The sequence below is a fragment of the Streptomyces sp. NRRL F-6492 genome, assembly GCF_001280125.1.
Classification (GTDB): domain Bacteria; phylum Actinomycetota; class Actinomycetes; order Streptomycetales; family Streptomycetaceae; genus Streptomyces.
Genome location: NZ_LGEG01000001.1, coordinates 60,495 through 79,277 on the forward strand (window position 1 = coordinate 60,495; position 18,783 = coordinate 79,277).

Consider the following 18,783-nt stretch of genomic DNA (forward strand, 5'->3'; position numbering starts at 1 on the left):
CAGAGCGGTTCAGAACACGTTCCCCGCCAGTCGGTGGCGGGCCGCGGCCTGCGGCCTGAAAGACGCCGGGGTCCCGCATCACGTTCCGGGGCAGCTTCAACTGCCCCCGCCTGTCACCGTTTACGTACCCCGCACGCTCGTAATGACGCGCTTTCAAACGACGCCAGTCGACCGCAAAAGGTGCACACCGGGGGTAATTTTCAGCCAACTTCCCTCTTACTTCAACCCTTGCGCACGACCTCACGGACACCACTTTTCCCGTGGGGACAATGCTGGACATCGCTCCTCTTGTGCGTGTAGATGTGGGTACATCGAGCGGCGCAGGATGACATGGGGGTTTGCGATGCTATGGCGTCAAACGCACCGGTCGGAAAGCCGGCTGACATGAGTGCCCCACGTCTGCCGAAAGTGGCTGGAATCGATTCCACAGTTCCCGCGCCACCGCACACTGCAGCACCCCTCCCCGGGGTCCCCTCGGCCGCCCCTCCCTCCGACGCGGCCCTTCCCCCCGGAGTCCTGATCCAGGACCGGCTGGCCTCCTGGGTCTCCGACCTCACCACCCTCCACGAACTCACCGAGCGCCTGATCAGGATCTCGTCCCTCGACGAGGCCCTCCGCGAGGTGCTCGGCGCCGGAGCCGCCCTCGTCGGCGCCCGCCGGGGCATGGCCGTCCTCGAACCCGCCGACGGCCTCGGTCCCACCAGCACCATCGGCCTCGGCCTCGCCCACGCCGACCTCGGCACCATCGAGACCGTCCCGCGCAGCTCGGGGAGTTACGGCCGCCTCCTCGACGGCCTGCCCGAAACCGGCCCGTCCGGGTCCGGTTCGCCCGGGTCCGGCTCGCCCAGGTCCGGCCCGTCCGAGGCAGGACCGTCCGAGGCAGGACCGGCCGGAGACGGCCCCGCGGCACCCGCCCACCCCGCGCGCGTGCCCGACCCGATCGCCATCCGCGACGTGCGCACCGAGGAGGGCCTCGACCCGCGTCACCGCGAGGTCGCCGCCCGCCTCGGCTACGCCGCCAGCTACGCCCTGCCCCTCGCCACCGAGGAGGCCGGCCGGCTCGGCGCGGCCGTCTGGCTCTACGACGAGCCCGCCGAACCCGACGAACGCCGGCGCCACCTCATCGGGCTCTACGGCCGCTTCGCCACCGAGCACCTCGCCCGCCTCCTCCAGGTCGAGCGCGCCCGCGCCCGGATCGCCACCGTCGCCGAGGAACTGCTCCCGAGCCGGCTCCCCCGCGTCCCCGGCGTCCGGCTCGCCGTCCGCCACCTGACCGGCCCGCAGGGCGGCGGCGACTGGTACGACGCGCTGCCCCTGCCCGAGGGCGCCCTCGGGCTCGCCGTCGGCTCCGTCTCCGGAACCGGCCCCAGCGCGCTCGCCGCCATGGGCCGGCTGCGCGCCTCCCTCCGGGCGTACGCGGTGATGGAGGGCGAGGACCCGGTCGCCGTCCTCTCCGACCTCGAACTCCTGCTGCGGCTCACCGAGCCCGCCCGCTCCGCGACCGCGCTCTTCGCGTACGCCGAGCCCGCGCAGCGCCGGATCGTGCTCGCCGGGGCCGGGCACGCCCCGCCGCTGATCGTCGGCGACCACCGCACCGAGTTCGTCGAGACCTCGCTGTCGGCCCCGCTCGGCATGCTGACGTGCTGGGAGGCGCCGAGCGTGGAGCTGTCCCCCGCGCCGGGAGAAACGGTGCTCCTCTACACGGACGGGTTGCTGCGCCGTACCGGCGACACCACGGACCGGGCCTTCGCCCGGCTCCACGCGGCCGCCGCGAGCGTGCCGGGGGCGGACCGGTGCGACCCGGGCGCCGTCGCCGACCACGTCCTGCGGGCCCTGCTGCCCGAGGGCCTCGACCCGGCCGTCGAGGGCGAGGACGTGGTGCTGCTCGCGGCCCGCTTCGAGTGAGGACGCGCACGCGTGCCGGGTCAGCCGAGTAAGCGGACCGTGACGTTCCGGTAATGGGTCCTCCGGCCCTGGGCCCCCTTCCGTACGACCGTACGATGGTGGGGGTTCAGTGTCGTACCAGAGGAGGCAGACCCGTGGCCGAGGAGCTCACCCCGGAGACCCCGGAAGAGACCGAAGACCAGCCGATCAAGCAGCGCAAGAACGGCCTTTACCCGGGCGTGTCCGACGAGCTGGCCGAGAACATGAAGTCCGGCTGGGCCGACACCGAGCTGCACGGCCTGGAGCCGATCGCCCAGGCCGACAGGACCGCCGAGCGCCGCGCCGCGCTCTCCGCCCGCTTCCCGGGCGAGCGCCTGGTGGTCCCGGCCGGGAACCTGAAGACCCGGTCGAACGACACCGAGTACGCCTTCCGCGCCTCCACCGAGTACGCGTACCTCACCGGCGACCAGACGCAGGACGGCGTCCTCGTCCTGGAGCCGGCGGAGGACGGCCACGAGGCCACGGTCTACCTGCTGCCGCGCTCCGACCGCGAGAACGGCGAGTTCTGGCTCGACGGCCAGGGCGAGCTGTGGGTCGGCCGCCGCCACTCCCTCACCGAGGCCGAGCAGCTCCTCGGCATCCCGGCGAAGGACGTGCGCGAGCTCGCCGCCGCGCTCAAGGAGGCCACCGGCCCCGTCCGCGCCGTCCGCGGCCACGACGCCGGCATCGAGGCCGCGCTGGCCGACAAGGTCACCGCCGAGCGCGACGAAGAGCTGCGCGTGTACCTCTCCGAGGCCCGCCTCATCAAGGACTCCTTCGAGGTCTCCGAGCTGGAGAAGGCCTGCGCCGCCACCGCCCGCGGCTTCGAGGACGTCGTCAAGGTCCTCGACAAGGCCGAGGCCACCAGCGAGCGCTACATCGAGGGCACGTTCTTCCTGCGCGCCCGCGTCGAGGGCAACGACATCGGCTACGGCTCCATCTGCGCCGCCGGCCCGCACGCCACCACCCTGCACTGGGTGCGCAACGACGGCGACGTGCGCTCCGGCGACCTGCTGCTGCTCGACGCCGGCGTGGAGACGAACGAGCTCTACACCGCCGACATCACCCGCACCCTGCCGATCAACGGCCGGTACACCGACCTCCAGCGCACGATCTACGACGCCGTGTACGAGGCGCAGGAGGCCGGCATCGCCGCGGTGAAGCCCGGCGCCGCCTACCGCGACTTCCACGACGCCGCCCAGCGCGTCCTCGCCGAGAAGCTCGTCGAGTGGGGCCTGGTCGAGGGCCCGGTCGAGCGCGTCCTGGAGCTCGGCCTCCAGCGCCGCTGGACCCTGCACGGCACCGGCCACATGCTCGGCATGGACGTCCACGACTGCGCCGCCGCGCGCACCGAGGCCTACGTCGACACGACCCTCGCGCCGGGCATGTGCCTGACCGTCGAGCCGGGTCTGTACTTCCAGGCCGACGACCTGACCGTGCCGGAGGAGTACCGGGGCATCGGCGTCCGGATCGAGGACGACATCCTCGTCACCGAGGACGGCAACCGGAACCTCTCGGACGCGCTGCCGCGCCGTTCCGACGAGGTCGAGGCGTGGATGGCCTCGCTGAAAGGCTGACCTCCGCGTACGTTGGAACACGAAGGGCCTCCGCCGACCGACCGGCGGGGGCCCTTCTCCGTGACCGTGCGTTCCGTGTGTCCCGTGTGTCCCGGTGGTTCACGCCATGAGGAGGGACGGGGCGTCCTTCCACTTCAGGATCTTGTCGAAGCTGACCACCGCGCCGCCCCGGCCCGAGCGATTGCCGAACCGCACGTGGTCGGAGAGCTCCTCGATCAGCCGCATCCCGCGCCCGTGCTCGGCGTCCGAGGAGGCCGCGGGAGCCTCCGCGTACGGGAAGCCGGGGCCCGAGTCGGCCACCTCGATGCGACAGGTCTCGCCGTCCAGGTACGCCGTCACCCGGTACGCCCCCGGCGGCGCCCCGCCGGGACCGGTCTGTCCTCCGTCGGGATCCGCGCCCGCGCCGCCGTGCTCGACCGCGTTCGCGCACGCCTCGGTCAGCGCCAACGACAACTCGTACGACACGTCGGGATCGACTCCCGCCGTCTCCATCGTGCCCAGCAGAAGCCGGCGCGCGAGCGGCACGCTCGCGGCTTCGCGCCGCAGATGGAGTGACCACCAGATGCTCATGCTCCAGCCTCCCGGCATCGGCTCGGCGGACCAGTGGCCCAGCAGCACGACGTACCGATACCTATTGCCGTACGGGAGGCTCCGTAAGCGCCCCGGGGCGTCAAGAGCGCCCGTTCGGCGGATGCCCGGGGCCCGCGGGGCGGTGTATGTCACCCCGAAGAGACCCAAGAACGACCTTCCGGACCTGCCGTATGGGGACGGGGGGCGTGGTGCGATGATGGGCCCGCCATGTCTGCCCCCGCGCTCGCTCCACGGCTGCTGAGGGCCGCGGTGTTCACCGCGGTCTGCGTCGTGCTGTCCGCGCTGGGCCACGCCCTCGCGGCGTGCGCGGGCGTCGCCCCCTGGTCCCTGGTCGCCGGTTTCCTCGGCGTCTTCGGGTTCGCCGTCCTCTTCGGCGGACGCGAGCGCTCCCTCGGCTCCGTCGTCGGCGCCCTCGCGGCCGGACAGCTCGGCCTGCACGTCCTCTTCGGCCTCGGGCAGCACCGGCTCGCCCTGGGCGCCCAGGCCGACGACGCCCTCGTCCGGATGGCGGCGCGGCTGGTCTGCGGGGCGGGGGCCGCGGCCCTCACCCCCACCGACGCCACCAGGATCCTCACCGACGCCGGGCTCGACCCGGCCGCCGCGCACGCCCACGCGGGACACGGCGCGGCCGCCGCGCAGGCCGTCCCCGCCGACGGCCTGCTGCCCGGTCTGCCGATGCTCCTGGGGCACCTGCTCGCCGCCCTGGCCACGGGCTGGCTGCTGCGGCGCGGCGACCGCGCCCTCGGCCGGCTCGTCGAGCTCTCCGAGCAGGGCGCGACGGAGTTCGTGGAGCACGCCCGGGTCCGCTCGCTGCGGGCCGCGCTCCGTCTCGTACGGATCCTGCTCGCCGGGCTGCCCTCGGTGGCGCGCACCGCGCCCCGGCGGACCCTCCGCACCGCCTTCGGCTCCTCGCCGCCGCCGGTGGCCGAGGCGCTCGAGGACACGGTGATCAGGCGCGGCCCGCCGGCCGCCGACTGCGTCCTCGCAGCCTGACGCGGTCCGCTCGACAGGAGTGGGGCCGCGTTCGTCCGCGCGCCTGCCCGGGTTCCCGTTCTGGATCCGTCCTGGATTCCCGGCCCGGCCCGGCGGACCCTCTCGTCCTTCTCCGTTTCCTCTCCGAGCTGGAGTGTCCCGTCATGAGCGTTTCCCGTATCTCCACCCGCGCCGCCCTCGCCGGGGGCGTGGCCCTCTCCTCCGTCGTGCTGCTCTCCGGCACCGCCTTCGCGCACGTCAGCGTGCAGCCGCAGGGCGAGGCCGCCAAGGGCGGCTACGCGACCGTCAACATCAAGGTCCCGAACGAGCGCGACAACGCCTCCACCGTGAAGCTGGAGGTCAACTTCCCGCTCGACCACCCGCTCGCCTCCGTCATGCCGCAGCCCGTCCCCGGCTGGAAGGCCGAGGTGACGAAGAGCAAGCTCGACAAGCCGCTGGAGCTGCACGGCAAGAAGATCAACGAGGCCGTCTCCAAGGTCACCTGGACCGCCGACGGTTCGAAGATCGGCCCCGGCCAGTTCCAGCAGTTCCCGCTCTCCCTCGGGCAGCTGCCCGAGGACGTCGACCAGCTGGTCCTCAAGGCGGTCCAGACGTACGACAACAAGGAGGTCGTGCGCTGGATCGAGGAGCAGAAGGAGGGCGCGGAGGAGCCGCAGAACCCGGCCCCCGTCCTGAAGCTCTCCGCCGCGTCCGACGACCACCACGGCGGCGGTGCCGCGCCGTCCGCGACCGCCACCGCCACCGCCACCGCCTCCGCCTCCGCGGGGGAGAAGGACGGCCACGACGACAAGGCGGGCGACCACGAGGAGAAGGCCGCCGCGGAGTCCTCCGCGTCCTCCTCTTCCTCCTCCGACACCACCGCCCGCATCCTCGGCGTCATCGGCATCCTCGTCGGCGTCGCCGGTGTGGCCTTCGGCGTCCTCGCCGGCCGCCGCCGCTCGGCCTGACGGCCGCACTTCCTCCCGAAGGACACGGAAAGAAACAGCATGTCCGCACAGAAGTCCGTACAGAAGACGAACACCTCCGCGTTCGAGGGCGGTCCGGCTCGTCCGGGCCGCCCGGGCCGGCGCACCCCGCTGTTCATCGCCGCGGCCGCGATCGTCGCGGCGATCGGCATCACCGCGGCCGTCGGCCTCGGCGACGACGGCAAGACCTCCGGCGCGGGCAAGGGCACCGTCGCCGAGGTCTCCGGCGGCACCGACGCCACCAGGGCCGCCACCGTCCTGGACCGGCCGTACGACAAGCCCGCGCTCGTCCTCACCGACACCAAGGGCGAGAAGTACGACCTGCGCGAGCGCACCAAGGGCAAGCCGACCCTGGTCTACTTCGGCTACACGCACTGCCCCGACGTCTGTCCCATGACGATGAGCAACATCGCCATCGCCATGAAGCAGCTCCCCAAGGCCGACCAGGACAAGCTCCAGGTCGTCTTCGTCACCACCGACCCCGAGCGGGACACCTCCGCCGAGCTCGCCAAGTGGCTGCCCGCCGCCGGCGACCCCTCCTTCACCGGTCTCACCGGCGAGTTCCCCGCCATCCAGGCGGGGGCCCGGCAGATCGGCATCGGCATCGACCCGCCGAAGAAGCAGAAGGACGGCAAGGTCGTCTCCATGCACGGGGCCCAGGTGATCGCCTTCTCGCCCACCACCGACCAGGGCTACGTCCTGTACGGCGAGGACACGACCGTCGAGGACTACGCCAAGGACCTGCCGAAGCTCATCAAGGGGGAGAACCCGTGAACCGCCGCACCACCGCCCTGTCCGCCGCCGTGGCCCTCGCCGCCTCGCTCGCGCTGACCGGGTGCTCGTCCGATGCCCCGGCCGGGGACGGGAAGCCGGAGCTGAAGGTCAGCGGCGCGTTCATGCCCCAGCCCGTGATGGACATGGCCGGCGGTTTCCTCACCATCACCAACGACGGCGACACGGCGGACAGGCTGACCTCCGTCACCAGCCCGATCTCGGACGACGTCACGATCCACGAGACGAAGAACCAGAAGATGCAGGAGGTGAAGTTCTTCGAGATCCCCGCGAACGGGAAGCTCTCCCTGGCACGCGGCGGCAACCACATCATGTTCATGTCGCTGAAGGAGAAGCCCGAGCGGGGCGACAAGGTCAGCGTCGAGCTCCACTTCGAGAAGTCCGACCCGATCAAGGTCGACCTTCCCGTCGAGGCCGCCAACCACAACCCGAAGCAGCACTGACCGCGTTGACGGAGTTCGCACAGAACCGGTTCGCGCAGAACCGACTGACGGAGTGACCCAGAGATGACAACCACCGCCCCGCGCCTCGGTACCGCCCTGGCACGGCTGCTGATCCTCGCGGCCGCGCTCCTCGGCACGCTGCTCGCCGGCGCCGCGCCCGCCTCCGCGCACGCGGCGCTCACCGGCAGCGATCCGAAGGACGGGGCGGTGGTCGCCACCGCGCCCAAGGAGGTCAACCTCACCTTCTCCGAACAGGTCGCCATGAGCGCCGACTCCATCCGGGTCCTCGATCCGGCGGGACGGCGGGCCGACACCGGCGAGATACGCGACCTGTGCAGCGGCTCCATCGTCCGGTACGGGGTGGAGCTCCGCGCCGGACTGCCCGACGGCACGTACACCGTGGCCTGGCAGACCGTCTCGGCCGACAGCCACCCCATCGCCGGCGCCTTCACCTTCTCCATCGGCGCGCCCTCCCAGACCTCCGTCGCCCTGCCCGACCGGGAGCCCGGCGGCGGACTCGTCGGCGCCCTCTACGGCGTCGCGCGCTACCTCTCGTACGCCGGTTTCGCCGTCCTCGTCGGCGGCGGCGCCTTCGTCCTGGCCTGCTGGCCGCGCGGCGCGAGCGTCCGCCCGGTGCAGCGGACGGTGGTGCGGGCCTGGCTGACCCTCACCGGCGCCACCCTGGTGATGCTGCTGCTGCGCAATCCGTACACCGGCTCCGGCGAGCTCTCCGACGCCTTCGACCTGGCGGGTCTGAAGAGCGTCCTGGAGACGAAGACCGGGGCCGCGCTCACCTCCCGGCTGCTGCTGCTCGGCGCGGCCGCGCTGTTCGTGGCCGTCCTCTTCGGCTCCTACACCCGGCGCACCGACCCGAAGGAGAAGAAGGACCTCGTCTTCGGCCTCGGCATCGGCGGCTCCGTGGTGGCCATCGGCATCGCCGGGACCTGGGCCCTGGCCGAGCACGCCTCGACCGGCATCCAGCCGGGCATCGCCATGCCCGTGGACATCCTGCACCTCCTCGCCGTGGCCGCCTGGCTCGGCGGCCTCACCGTGCTGCTCGTCGCCCTGCACCGGGCGCCCTCCGTCGAACGCGCCGCGGTCGAACGCTTCTCCAAGGTCGCCTTCGCCTCCGTGGCCGTCCTCGCGGCCACCGGGCTCTACCAGTCCTGGCGCCAGGTCGGTTCCTGGTCCGCCCTGACCGGCACCCGCTACGGACAGCTCCTCCTCGTCAAGATCGGCCTGATGGGCGTCCTCGTCGGAATCGCCTGGATCTCCCGTCGGTGGACCCAGCGACTCGCGGACCTGCCCTCGGCGGAGAAGCAGGCGGACCATGACGCCGACGCCGATGCCGACGCCGATGCCGATGCCGATGCCGATGCTGACGCCGGTGCCGATGCTGACGCCGATGCCGATGCTGACGCCGACAAGGACTCCGGGGCCTCCCCCGCCGTCGACCCCGAGCGGGCCGCCCAGCTCGCCCGGCAGCGGGCCGCCGTCGCCACCGCCCGGCGCAAGCGCGAGCGGGACGCCGACCCCGAGCGGGCCGGGCTGCGCCGCTCGGTGCTGACCGAGGCCGCCGTCGCCGTCGTCCTCCTCGCCGTGACCACCGTCCTCACCGCGACCGAGCCCGGCCGCACCGAGGAGGAGGCCGGGCGGTCCACCGCCGCCTCCGGCCCGGCCGCCGTGCCCGACCGGCCCGTCGACATCCGGCTGCCCTTCGACACCGGCGGCGTCGACGGCAAGGGCGTCGTCCGGCTCAGCCTCGACCCCGGCCGCACCGGCGCCAACGGGCTCCACCTCTACGTCGAGCGCCCCGACGGCAAGCCGCTGGACGTCCCCGAGATCAAGGTCGCCCTCACCCTGGAGGCCAAGGACGTGGGCCCGCTGCCCGTCGCCCCGGACCGCATCCAGGCCGGACACTGGAGCGCGAGCGGCGTCCAGATCCCGATGTCCGGCGAGTGGCGGATCCAGGTGACCGTCCGTACCTCCGACATCGACCAGACCACCATCGACAAGAACGTGAAGATCGGCTGACCCCCCGTGAGCGAGAGCGACAACATCGAGCGCGACGACCCCGAGACCTCCCGGAGCAAGGCCTCCCGGAGCGAGAGCTCCCGGCTTGAGATCTCCCGGCGGCGGCTGCTCGGCACCGTCGGCGCGGCGGGTGCGGCCGGTCTGGTCGCCGGTGCGGCCGGCGGCGCCGGGATCTCGGCGGCCGTGTCCGGCGACGGCACCGCCTCCGCGAACGGCGCCGGCGGTCCGGCGGCCCTGACCAGCGTCGGCTCGACCGAGGTGATGTTTCACGGGAAACATCAGGCGGGCATCACCACGCCCCTCCAGTCCCGCGGCCATCTGATCGCCTTCGACCTCGCCCCCGGAGCCGGGCGCAAGGAGGCCGTCGCCCTGATGCGCCGCTGGTCGGCCACGGCCAAGGTGCTGATGGCGGGCGGGGCGCCGGCCCAGGACACCGGGGTCGCACTCGACGCGGGCCCCTCCTCCCTCACGGTCACCTTCGGTTTCGGCCGCACCTTCTTCGACCGCACCGGCCTCGCCTCCCGGCGTCCCGCCGAGCTGGATCCGCTGCCCGCCTTCTCCTCGGACGCCCTGGACCCCCGGCGTTCGGAGGGCGACCTGTGGGTGCAGATCGGTGCCGACGACGCTCTCGTCGCCTTCCACGCTCTGCGGGCCGTGCAGAAGGACGCGGGGGACGCGGCCCGGGTGCGCTGGCAGATGAACGGCTTCAACCGCTCGGCCGGTGCCACCGCGAGGCCGATGACCGCCCGCAACCTCATGGGCCAGGTCGACGGCACCCGCAACCCGAAGCCCGCCGACCCCGACTTCGACCGGCGGATCTTCGTGCCGGCCGGGGCCACCGGCGCCGGAGAGTGGATGGCCGGCGGTTCGTACGCGGTGGTGCGCCGGATCCGGATGCTCCTGGACGACTGGGAGAAGCTGGCCCGGGGCGAGCAGGAGAAGGTGATCGGGCGCCGGAAGTCCGACGGGGCCCCGCTCACCGGCGGCACCGAGACCACCGAGCTCGACCTGGACGCGCGCGGTCCCGACGGCGGGACGGTCATCCCCGACAACGCCCACTCCCGGATCTCCGCCCCCGAACAGAACGGCGGGGCGGCGATGCTGCGCAGGCCGTTCTCCTTCCACGACGGCATCGCCGCGGACGGGACGCCGGACGCCGGACTCCTCTTCGTCTGCTGGCAGGCGAATCCGCTCCGGGGCTTCGTCCCGGTGCAGCGCAAGCTCGACCGGGGCGACGCGCTGTCCCCGTTCATCCGCCACGAGACGAGCGGTCTCTTCGCGGTGCCGGGCGGCCCCGCCGAGGGCGAGTACGTGGGCCAGCGCCTCCTGGAGGCGTGAGGTCACCCGGGCGGCGACCGACGCGAGACGCCCGGCCGACGGCGTCCCGCCCCGCCGGCGCCCGGCCCACGGCGGCCGGAGGCGCGCGGCGGAAGGCCTTCGGCGGTCCCCGGGGACCATTAGGGTGACGGTATGTCCGCCACCCGGTACACCTATCTCGGCCCCGAAGGCACCTTCACCGAAGCGGCGCTGCGCACGCTGCCCGAGGCCGCGACACGGGAGCTCGTCCCCATGGTCTCGGTCCCGGCCGCCCTCGACGCCGTACGGAACGGGGAGGCCGCCGCCGCGCTCGTCCCGATCGAGAACTCGGTCGAGGGCGGGGTGACCGCGACCCTGGACGAACTGGCCTCCGGCGAGCCGCTGGTGATCTACCGCGAGGTGCTCCTCCCGATCGCCTTCGCGCTCCTCGTCCGGCCCGGGACCAAGCTCTCGGAGATCAAGACGGTCACGGGCCACCCGGTGGCGCAGCCGCAGGTCCGGAACTGGCTGCGGAAGCACCTGCCCGACGCGGTGTGGGAGTCGGCCGCGTCGAACGCGGACGGGGCCCGGCTGGTGCGGGAGGGCCGCTTCGACGCCGCCTTCGCGGGGGAGTTCGCGGCGGCGACGTACGGGCTGGAAGCGCTCGTCACCGAGATCCACGACGCGGAGAACGCCGAGACGCGGTTCGTGCTCGTGGGACGGCCGGCCCGGCCCGCGGCCCCGACGGGCGCGGACAAGACCTCGGTGGTGCTGTGGCTGGGTGACGATCATCCGGGTGCCCTCCTCGAACTGCTCCAGGAATTCGCGGTGCGCGGGGTGAACCTGATGCTGATTCAGTCCCGTCCCACGGGGGCGGGGATCGGGAACTACTGCTTCGCCGTGGACGCCGAGGGCCATGTCGCGGACCGGCGGGTGGGCGAGGCGCTGATGGGTCTCAAGCGGATGTGCCCCAAGGTGCGGTTCCTCGGCTCGTATCCGCGGGCGGGTGTCGCGGTCGAGGACGTGCGGGCGCTGCGGCGCGGCACCTCGGACGAGGAGTTCATGGCGGCCTCCGACTGGCTGGCGAGGGCCCAGGACGGTCGGGCCTGATCCGAGAATGACGGATCGCGTCCCGGGGCGTGCGCGGTCGTCCACAGGTACGAACCACTAGTCCTACCTGCATACTTTTCAGTTACCCACAGAGGTTATCCACAGGCATTCCACTCAACCTGGGGACAAGTCGACACCGCCCTCCGGCGAGGTCGACAAATCACCCTGGTCGCTCCCGACCCCGGGAACGTCATCCACAGCGTTCCGCCTGCCTCGCCGTCAGCATCCCCCGGCAGACCCACTCTTCAGGGTGAGTGATTCCCACCCGAATGAGCGTCTCGTTGCTGTTTGATCACCGATTTCCCAGGCGTGGGACACAAAAGGCCTGCGACCCTTTCCGTAGTCCACAGATCTTTCGCACAGCCTGTGGATAACTAAACGCGTTTGCCGACGTGCGGCATTTCCAAAAGTGGCAATTCGGATGAAACGGCACACGCCCTCTTATCCGGTGGGGTCGCGTGAACGCGCACCGGTAGCCTGGTGGGGTGATTGACCTTCGCCTGCTCCGTGAGGACCCCGACCGTGTTCGCGCCTCCCAGCGCGCCCGTGGAGAGGACGTCTCCCTCGTCGACGCCCTGCTCTCCGCCGATGAGCGGCGCAGGTCGTCCGGCGTCCGCTTCGACGAGCTCCGATCCGAGCAGAAGGCGCTCGGCAAGCTGATCCCCAGGGCCACCCCGGAGGAGCGCGCCGAGCTCCTGCAGAAGGCCGAGCAGCTCAAGACCGACGTCAAGGCCGCCGAGGCCGAGCAGAACGAGGCCGACGAGACGGCCAAGCGCCTGCTGCTCCAGCTCGGGAACATCGTCCACACGGACGTCCCGGTCGGCGGCGAGGAGGACTTCGTCGTCCTGGAGACGCACGGCACCATCCGCGACTTCGCGGCCGAGGGCTTCGAGCCCAAGGACCACCTGGAGCTGGGCGAGGCGCTCGGCGCCATCGACGTGGAGCGGGGCGCCAAGGTCTCCGGTTCGCGCTTCTACTACCTGACCGGCGTCGGCGCCCTCCTGGAGCTGGCCCTGGTCAACGCGGCGATCGCCCAGGCCACCGAGGCCGGTTTCATCCCCATGCTGACCCCCGCGCTCGTCCGCCCGCGCGCCATGGAGGGCACCGGCTTCCTCGGCCAGGCCGCGGAGAACGTGTACCACCTGGAGAAGGACGACTACTACCTCGTCGGCACCTCCGAGGTCCCCCTCGCCGCGTACCACATGGACGAGATCATCGACGCCGACAAGCTGCCGCTGCGGTACGCGGGCTTCTCGCCCTGCTTCCGCCGCGAGGCCGGCACCTACGGCAAGGACACCCGCGGCATCTTCCGCGTCCACCAGTTCGACAAGGTCGAGATGTTCTCGTACGTCGCGCCCGAGGAAGCGGAGAACGAGCACAAGCGCCTCCTGGACTGGGAGAAGCAGTGGCTGACCGGCCTGGAGCTGCCGTTCCAGGTCATCGACGTCGCCACCGGTGACCTCGGCTCCTCCGCCTCCCGCAAGTTCGACTGCGAGGCGTGGATCCCGACGCAGGGCAAGTACCGCGAGCTGACCTCGGCCTCGAACTGCGACAGCTTCCAGGCCCGTCGCCTCTCCGTCCGCATGCGCGACGAGCAGGGCGGCAAGAAGACGGTGCAGCCGCTGGCCACCCTGAACGGCACGCTGTGCGCCGTACCGCGCACGATCGTGGCGATCCTGGAGAACCACCAGCTGGCCGACGGTTCGGTGCGGGTGCCCGAGGTGCTCCGGCCGTACCTCGGCGGTCGTGAGGTCCTGGAGCCGATCGCCAAGTGAGCCCCTTCCCCTACCGCCTGGTCGCGACGGACCTCGACGGGACGCTGCTGCGGTCCGACGAGTCCGTCTCGGCCCGTACGCGGGACGCGCTCGCCGCCGCGACGGCGGCGGGCGCCGCCCACATCGTGGTCACCGGCCGGGCGGTGCCCTGGACCCGGCACATCCTCGACGACCTCGGCTACGACGGGATCGCGGTGTGCGGGCAGGGCGCGCAGGTCTACCACGCCGGTGAGCACCGGCTGCTGACCTCGCTGACCCTGGACCGGCAGCTCGCCGGGCTCGCCCTCTCGAAGATCGAGGCCGAGGTGGGCCCGCTGGCCCTCGCCGCGAGCCGCGACGGCCTGGAGGGCGAGGTCCTGATGGGCCCCGGCTACCGGGTCCACGAGGGTCCGCTGCCGTACGTGCCGTACGAGGACCCGTCGGAGCTGTGGTCGGCGCCGCTGACCAAGCTGTACATCCAGCACCCGGCGCTGACCGACGACGAGCTGACCCGGGCCGCCCGCGCCACGGTCGGCGGGCTCGTGGACATCGTCATGGCGGGGCCCGGCATCGTGGAGATCCTCCCGCTCGGCCTCAGCAAGGCGACGGGCCTCTCGCTCGCCGCGCGCCGGCTGGGCGTGAAGGCGGCGGAGACGATCGCCTTCGGCGACATGCCCAACGACATCCCGATGTTCGGCTGGGCGGCCCACGGCGTGGCCATGGGCAACGCGCACGCGGAGCTGCGGGCGGTGGCCGACGAGGTGACCGCCTCGAACGAGGAGGACGGCATCGCGGTCGTCCTGGAACGCCTGCTGGCCGCCTGAGCGGCGCCGGGGAGAGAAGGGCGGCCCGCGTGGACCGCGGTCCGCGCGCTCGAAGCGGCCGCCCTCCTCCTTCGGGAGATCCCCCGTGTCCCCCGTACGCCTAGTGTGCGCCGGGTGGCCGTCCGTGTGCGACTGGTTTTCCGCGGGTCAGCGGGTGGCAGGCGAGGCCGACGGCCAGGGCGACCGCGTGGCCCAGATCGGTGTACGTGCGGGCGGTGACGAGCGGGACGGCGAAGAACGCGGTCACGCCCACGAGGTAGAGCCGGCGCCAGGGGCGGGCGAGCCGGTGGGCGAGGACGCCCGCCGAGGCGGCGAGCCCGTAGCTGACCCCGATGTCGACGACGTGCGCCATGCTGCGCGGCACGTCGTGGAGGCGGATGGCCGCCAGGACCACCTGTTGGCTGACGAGCGTCGCCGTGACGTGCGCGGCGGCGACGGCGACGAGCCACTTCGCGGTGCCGAGCCAGCGCTCCACGGGCGCGTGCAGGAGCTCGAAGAGCGCCGCGTACAGCACGATGCCGGACGGGTCCTCGATCCAGAACGCGCTGCCGAGCAGGGCCCGCACCGGATGGTGCGCGAGCTGGTGGAGGTTGCTGCTGTTGCGGTGGAGGAAGTAGTCCTCCAGGCCGGCGGGGGCGAGCGCGATGACGAGGCTGGTGAGCGCGATGATCGCCAGCCACGCGTGCGTACCGGGTGACGAACGCACCCACGACCTGATCGGCCGGGACGGTTCGCCACCCGGAGAGGTTCCGCTCGGCGCCTTCTCGCCCGGCGCCCTTTCGCTCGGCACCTTCAGTGCCTATCACCCGGACCTGTGCGATTCCGGAAGAAACCTCCGGGCACCGGGAGGAACCTCAGAAATTGATCATGTGGCCGGCGACCCCGTGGATCGCCTCCTTCACGGCCTCGCCCAGGGTCGGGTGGGCGTGGACGTTCCGGGCGACCTCGTGGACCGTGAGGTCCCACTGCTGGGCCAGGGTCAGCTCGGGCAGCAGCTCGGTGACGTCCGGGCCGATCAGGTGGGCGCCGATGATCTCGCCGTACTTCGCGTCCGCGACGATCTTGACGAAGCCGCCGGCGTCGCCGAGGCCGTGCGCCTTGCCGTTCGCGGTGAAGGGGAACTTCGCGACCTTGACGTCGAAGCCCTTCTCGCGCGCCTGCTTCTCGGTCCAGCCGAAGCTGGCGATCTGCGGCTGGCAGAAGGTGGCGCGCGGGATCATCTGGTAGTCGAGCTCCATCGTCTCGGCGTCCGCGATGGTCTCGGAGGCGATGACGCCCATGGCCTCGGCGGTGTGCGCGAGCATCAGCTTCGCGGTGACGTCGCCGATGGCGTAGATGTGCGGCACGGAGGTGCGGCAGCGGCCGTCGACGTCGATCGCGCCGCGCTCGGTCAGGGCGACACCGGTGTTCTCCAGGCCGAAGCCGGTGACGTTCGGGGCGAAGCCGATCGCCTGGAGGACCTTGTCGGCCTCCAGGACCTTCTGGGAGCCGTCCTTGGCGGTGACGGTGACGCGGACCTGCGGGCCGGACTCGTCGATGGACTCGACGCGGGTCGAGGTCAGGACGTCGATGCCGAGCTTGCGGTACTGCTTCGCCAGCTCCTTGGAGACGTCCTCGTCCTCCAGCGGGGCGACGCGGTCGAGGAACTCGACGATCGTGACCTTGGTGCCGTAGTTGTTCAGGACGTACGCGAACTCGATGCCGATCGCGCCGGCGCCGGCGATGACGATCGACTTCGGGGCGTCCTCGGCGAGGATCTGCTCCTCGTACGTCACCACGCGGTCGGTGCGGGACGTGCCCGGCAGCAGGCGCGGGGTGGCGCCGGTGGCGATGACGCAGTTGTCGAAGGCGATCGTCTCCGAGGTGCCGTCGGACTTGGCCACCTGGAGGGTGTTCGCGTCGAGGAAGGTGCCCCGGCCGTCGAACTCGGTGATCCCGTTCTTCTTCATCAGGTAGTGGACGCCCTTGACGCGGCCGTCCGCGACCGTACGGCTGCGGCGGAACGCCTCCGTGTAGTCGAAGGAGACGGTGCCGTCGACCTTGATGCCGAAGGTCTTCGCCTCGTGGTGGAAGATGTGGGCGAGTTCGGCGTTGCGCAGCAGCGCCTTGGTGGGGATGCAGCCGACGTTCAGACAGACGCCGCCCCAGTACTTCTCCTCGACGACCGCGACCCGCTTGCCCAGCTGGGCGGCGCGGATGGCGGCGACGTAACCGCCCGGGCCGGCTCCGAGTACGACGACGTCGAAGCGGTCTGACATGACTGACTCCCGAGGGTGATGAGGGTGTGCGGTCCGCGTACGGCCCCACAGTAGTCCGGAGGACCCGGACGGGTCAGTTGTAGGATGACTGGACAACCGGGCGAATCGAGAGGTCGGAACGGCATGGCACTCAGGGCGGCGGGGCGGACCTCGCTCGTGGACTCCGCGGTGGAACAGCTCCGCGGTCAGCTCGCGGACGGGGAGTGGGCGGTCGGCGACCGCATCCCCACCGAGCACGAGCTCGCGCAGCAGCTCGGGGTGGGCCGCAACACCGTCCGCGAGGCCGTCCGGGTCCTGGTCCACGCCGGGCTCCTGGAGTCCCGCCAGGGCAACGGCACCTTCGTCCGGTCCACCGCGGACCCGGCGGCCGTCCTGCGCGGGGTCCGGCACGCGGGCGCGGCCGACGTGCTCGAACTGCGGGTCGCCCTGGAGGCCGAGGCGGCCCGGCTCGCCGCCGCCCGGCGCGACACCCACGACCTGCTGCGGTTGCGGGCCGCCCTGGCCACCCTGCGGGAGGAGGGCGACCGGGACGCCGACGCGGACCTCGCCTTCCACCTGGCGGTCGTCGGCGCGACCCACAACGCCGCCTTCGTGGAGGTGTACCGCTTCTTCTCGGCCCAGGTCCACGAGGTCCTGGTGGAGGCCCTCGGCGACCGGGAGATGCCGCCGGTCGACATCGACGCCCACGAGGCCCTGGTGGCCGCGGTCGAGGCGGGCGACCCGGAGGCGGCGGAGCGGCAGGCCCGCGAGCTGCTGCGGGTGCCGATGGAGACGGTGGCGGCGCTGACGGAGGAGACCCGATGACCGCCGGAGCGCGTACGGAGGGTTCACCGACGCCCGCGCCCGCGACCGCGCCCGTGTCTGCCCTCGCGCCCGTGTCTGCCCCCGCGCCCGTGCTTGTCGACGCCGAGGCCGAAGCCGGGACCGGGGTCCGGCTCTCGGCGGCCGGGGTGGCGGCCCGGCGCGCCCTGCTCGCGCATCCGGCGCTGCTCCTCGTCGGGATCGTGCTGGCCTCGCTCAACATGCGGGCGGCCCTGGCGAGCGTGGCCCCCCTGGTCGGCGAGATGTCCGCCGCCTTCGGGCTCTCCGCGACGGCGAGTTCGCTCGTCACCTCGGTGCCGGTGCTCTTCCTGGGCGCGGGCGCCGCGGTGGCGCCGTGGCTGGGACGCCGATTCGGCACCGAGCGCGTGCTGTTCGCGGCGCTCCTCCTGCTCGGCGCCGGCATCCTCGCGCGCGTCCTGCCGTCCGTGTACGCGCTGTACGGCGGCGGGGTCCTCGTCGGAACGGCGATAGCCCTGCTCAACGTGCTCATGCCGGGCCTGATCAAGCGTGACTTCCCGGACCGGGCCGCGGCGATGACCTCGGTCTACACGGGCGCGATGATCACGGGCGCCACGGTGGCCGCGGCGGCGGCCGTCCCCCTGGAGAAGGCCCTGGGCGGCGGCTGGGAGGCCTCCCTCGGCTCCTGGTCGCTGCTCGCCGCGGTGGCGGCGCTCGCCTGGCTGCCCCAGGTGCTGATCACCCGCGGCCGTACGGGCCGTGCGGTACGGGCCGTCCCGGCCGGGGGCGCCCGCCCGGTGAACGTCTGGCGCTCGGCGCTCGCCTGGCAGGTCACGCTCTTCATGGGCCTGCAGTCGCTCTGGACGTACGTGCTGATCGCCTGGATGCCGACGATCCTCGCCGACCACGGGATGGACCGCTCCACCGCCGGCGTGGTCTTCGCCTTCAACAACCTGGTGCAGGTGGCGGGCGCCTTCGTGGTGCCGCTCCTCGCCGGACGGATGCGGAGCCAGCGCCCGCTGGTCGTGCTCGTCACCACGCTGGTCGCGGCCGGCTACGCCGGTCTGATGGTGGCGCCGGTGGAGGGCGCCTGGCTCTGGTCGGCGCTCCTCGGCATCGGCCAGGGCGGTGCGGTCGGGCTCGCCCTGACCCTGATCGTGCTGCGCTCCGGGGACGCGGTGACCGCGGCCGGGCTCTCGGGCATGGCCCAGACGGTCGGCTATCTGCTCGCCGCCGCGGGCCCGCTGGCGGCCGGCGCCCTCCACCAGGCCACCGGTTCCTGGACCCCGCCGATCTGCGTGGTCCTCGTCGTCTGCGCGACGGCCCTGGCCGTGGGACTCCTCGCGGCCCGGAACCGTACGGTCTGACGTCCCGGGCCGGGCCGGGGCGGCCGGGGCGGCGACCGGAGTGGCGGGGCGGCCCCGGAAGGGCCTCCCGGCTCCG

The 18,783-nt window shown here is 72.5% G+C and carries 16 protein-coding genes; 13 read left to right on the plus strand and 3 right to left on the minus strand.

The features are described from left to right. Window positions 1-348: 348 nt before the first annotated feature. Window positions 349-1,905 (plus strand): PP2C family protein-serine/threonine phosphatase, encoded by a 1,557-nt coding sequence (locus tag ADL08_RS00300; RefSeq protein WP_420709541.1) that lies wholly within the window; start codon window positions 349-351, stop codon window positions 1,903-1,905. A 134-nt stretch (window positions 1,906-2,039) separates the two neighbouring features. Further along, window positions 2,040-3,500, plus strand: coding sequence for an aminopeptidase P family protein (locus tag ADL08_RS00305; protein ID WP_053639942.1), 1,461 nt, complete (start codon window positions 2,040-2,042; stop codon window positions 3,498-3,500). Window positions 3,501-3,599: 99 nt separating this feature from the next. Here the strand turns inward: ADL08_RS00305 and ADL08_RS00310 are convergent, their stop codons facing one another. Beyond that, a complete protein-coding gene (locus ADL08_RS00310; protein WP_053640095.1) occupies window positions 3,600-4,070 on the minus strand; it encodes an ATP-binding protein in 471 nt (156 codons plus the stop codon). 228 nt (window positions 4,071-4,298) lie between these two features. Here ADL08_RS00310 and ADL08_RS00315 point away from each other — a divergent pair, with 228 nt between their 5' ends. The 9 genes from ADL08_RS00315 (at window position 4,299) to ADL08_RS00355 (ending at window position 14,302) form a co-directional block, all read left to right on the plus strand. Beyond that, window positions 4,299-5,084, plus strand: a complete 786-nt coding sequence (locus ADL08_RS00315) for a hypothetical protein (protein ID WP_053639943.1) — start codon at window positions 4,299-4,301, stop codon at window positions 5,082-5,084. Between the two features lie 143 nt (window positions 5,085-5,227). Next, window positions 5,228-6,031: a YcnI family protein gene (locus ADL08_RS00320; protein WP_053639944.1), complete on the plus strand. Its 804-nt coding sequence runs from the start codon at window positions 5,228-5,230 to the stop codon at window positions 6,029-6,031. Between the two features lie 39 nt (window positions 6,032-6,070). After that, complete coding sequence (locus tag ADL08_RS00325; protein WP_078967895.1) at window positions 6,071-6,823, plus strand: SCO family protein; 753 nt, start codon at window positions 6,071-6,073, stop codon at window positions 6,821-6,823. Next, window positions 6,820-7,284 carry a copper chaperone PCu(A)C gene (locus ADL08_RS00330; RefSeq protein ID WP_053639945.1) on the plus strand — a complete coding sequence of 155 codons (465 nt, stop codon included), beginning with the start codon at window positions 6,820-6,822 and terminating at the stop codon, window positions 7,282-7,284. Before ADL08_RS00325 ends, ADL08_RS00330 begins: the two co-directional genes overlap by 4 nt. A gap of 63 nt (window positions 7,285-7,347) precedes the next feature. After that, window positions 7,348-9,318 (plus strand): copper resistance CopC/CopD family protein, encoded by a 1,971-nt coding sequence (locus tag ADL08_RS00335; RefSeq protein WP_053639946.1) that lies wholly within the window; start codon window positions 7,348-7,350, stop codon window positions 9,316-9,318. 90 nt (window positions 9,319-9,408) lie between these two features. Then, the gene (gene efeB, locus ADL08_RS00340) at window positions 9,409-10,656 is read left to right on the plus strand and encodes an iron uptake transporter deferrochelatase/peroxidase subunit (RefSeq protein ID WP_053640097.1); all 1,248 of its coding nucleotides are present in this window, start codon (window positions 9,409-9,411) and stop codon (window positions 10,654-10,656) included. Between the two features lie 132 nt (window positions 10,657-10,788). Further along, window positions 10,789-11,724, plus strand: coding sequence for a prephenate dehydratase (gene pheA, locus ADL08_RS00345; RefSeq protein ID WP_053639947.1), 936 nt, complete (start codon window positions 10,789-10,791; stop codon window positions 11,722-11,724). Between the two features lie 485 nt (window positions 11,725-12,209). Further along, complete coding sequence (gene serS / locus ADL08_RS00350; RefSeq protein WP_053639948.1) at window positions 12,210-13,499, plus strand: serine--tRNA ligase; 1,290 nt, start codon at window positions 12,210-12,212, stop codon at window positions 13,497-13,499. Continuing rightward, window positions 13,496-14,302: an HAD family hydrolase gene (locus ADL08_RS00355; protein WP_053639949.1), complete on the plus strand. Its 807-nt coding sequence runs from the start codon at window positions 13,496-13,498 to the stop codon at window positions 14,300-14,302. Before serS ends, ADL08_RS00355 begins: the two co-directional genes overlap by 4 nt. A 100-nt stretch (window positions 14,303-14,402) precedes the next feature. Here the strand turns inward: ADL08_RS00355 and ADL08_RS00360 are convergent, their stop codons facing one another. Next, complete coding sequence (locus ADL08_RS00360) at window positions 14,403-15,008, minus strand: rhomboid-like protein (RefSeq protein WP_420709540.1); 606 nt, start codon at window positions 15,006-15,008, stop codon at window positions 14,403-14,405. Window positions 15,009-15,156: 148 nt separating this feature from the next. After that, complete coding sequence (lpdA, locus tag ADL08_RS00365) at window positions 15,157-16,560, minus strand: dihydrolipoyl dehydrogenase (protein WP_053639951.1); 1,404 nt, start codon at window positions 16,558-16,560, stop codon at window positions 15,157-15,159. Between the two features lie 123 nt (window positions 16,561-16,683). Here lpdA and ADL08_RS00370 point away from each other — a divergent pair, with 123 nt between their 5' ends. Both ADL08_RS00370 and ADL08_RS00375 read left to right on the plus strand, forming a co-directional pair. Beyond that, window positions 16,684-17,364 (plus strand): FadR/GntR family transcriptional regulator, encoded by a 681-nt coding sequence (locus tag ADL08_RS00370; RefSeq protein WP_053639952.1) that lies wholly within the window; start codon window positions 16,684-16,686, stop codon window positions 17,362-17,364. After that, window positions 17,361-18,707 carry a CynX/NimT family MFS transporter gene (locus ADL08_RS00375; RefSeq protein WP_078967893.1) on the plus strand — a complete coding sequence of 449 codons (1,347 nt, stop codon included), beginning with the start codon at window positions 17,361-17,363 and terminating at the stop codon, window positions 18,705-18,707. Before ADL08_RS00370 ends, ADL08_RS00375 begins: the two co-directional genes overlap by 4 nt. Window positions 18,708-18,783: the final 76 nt, after the last annotated feature.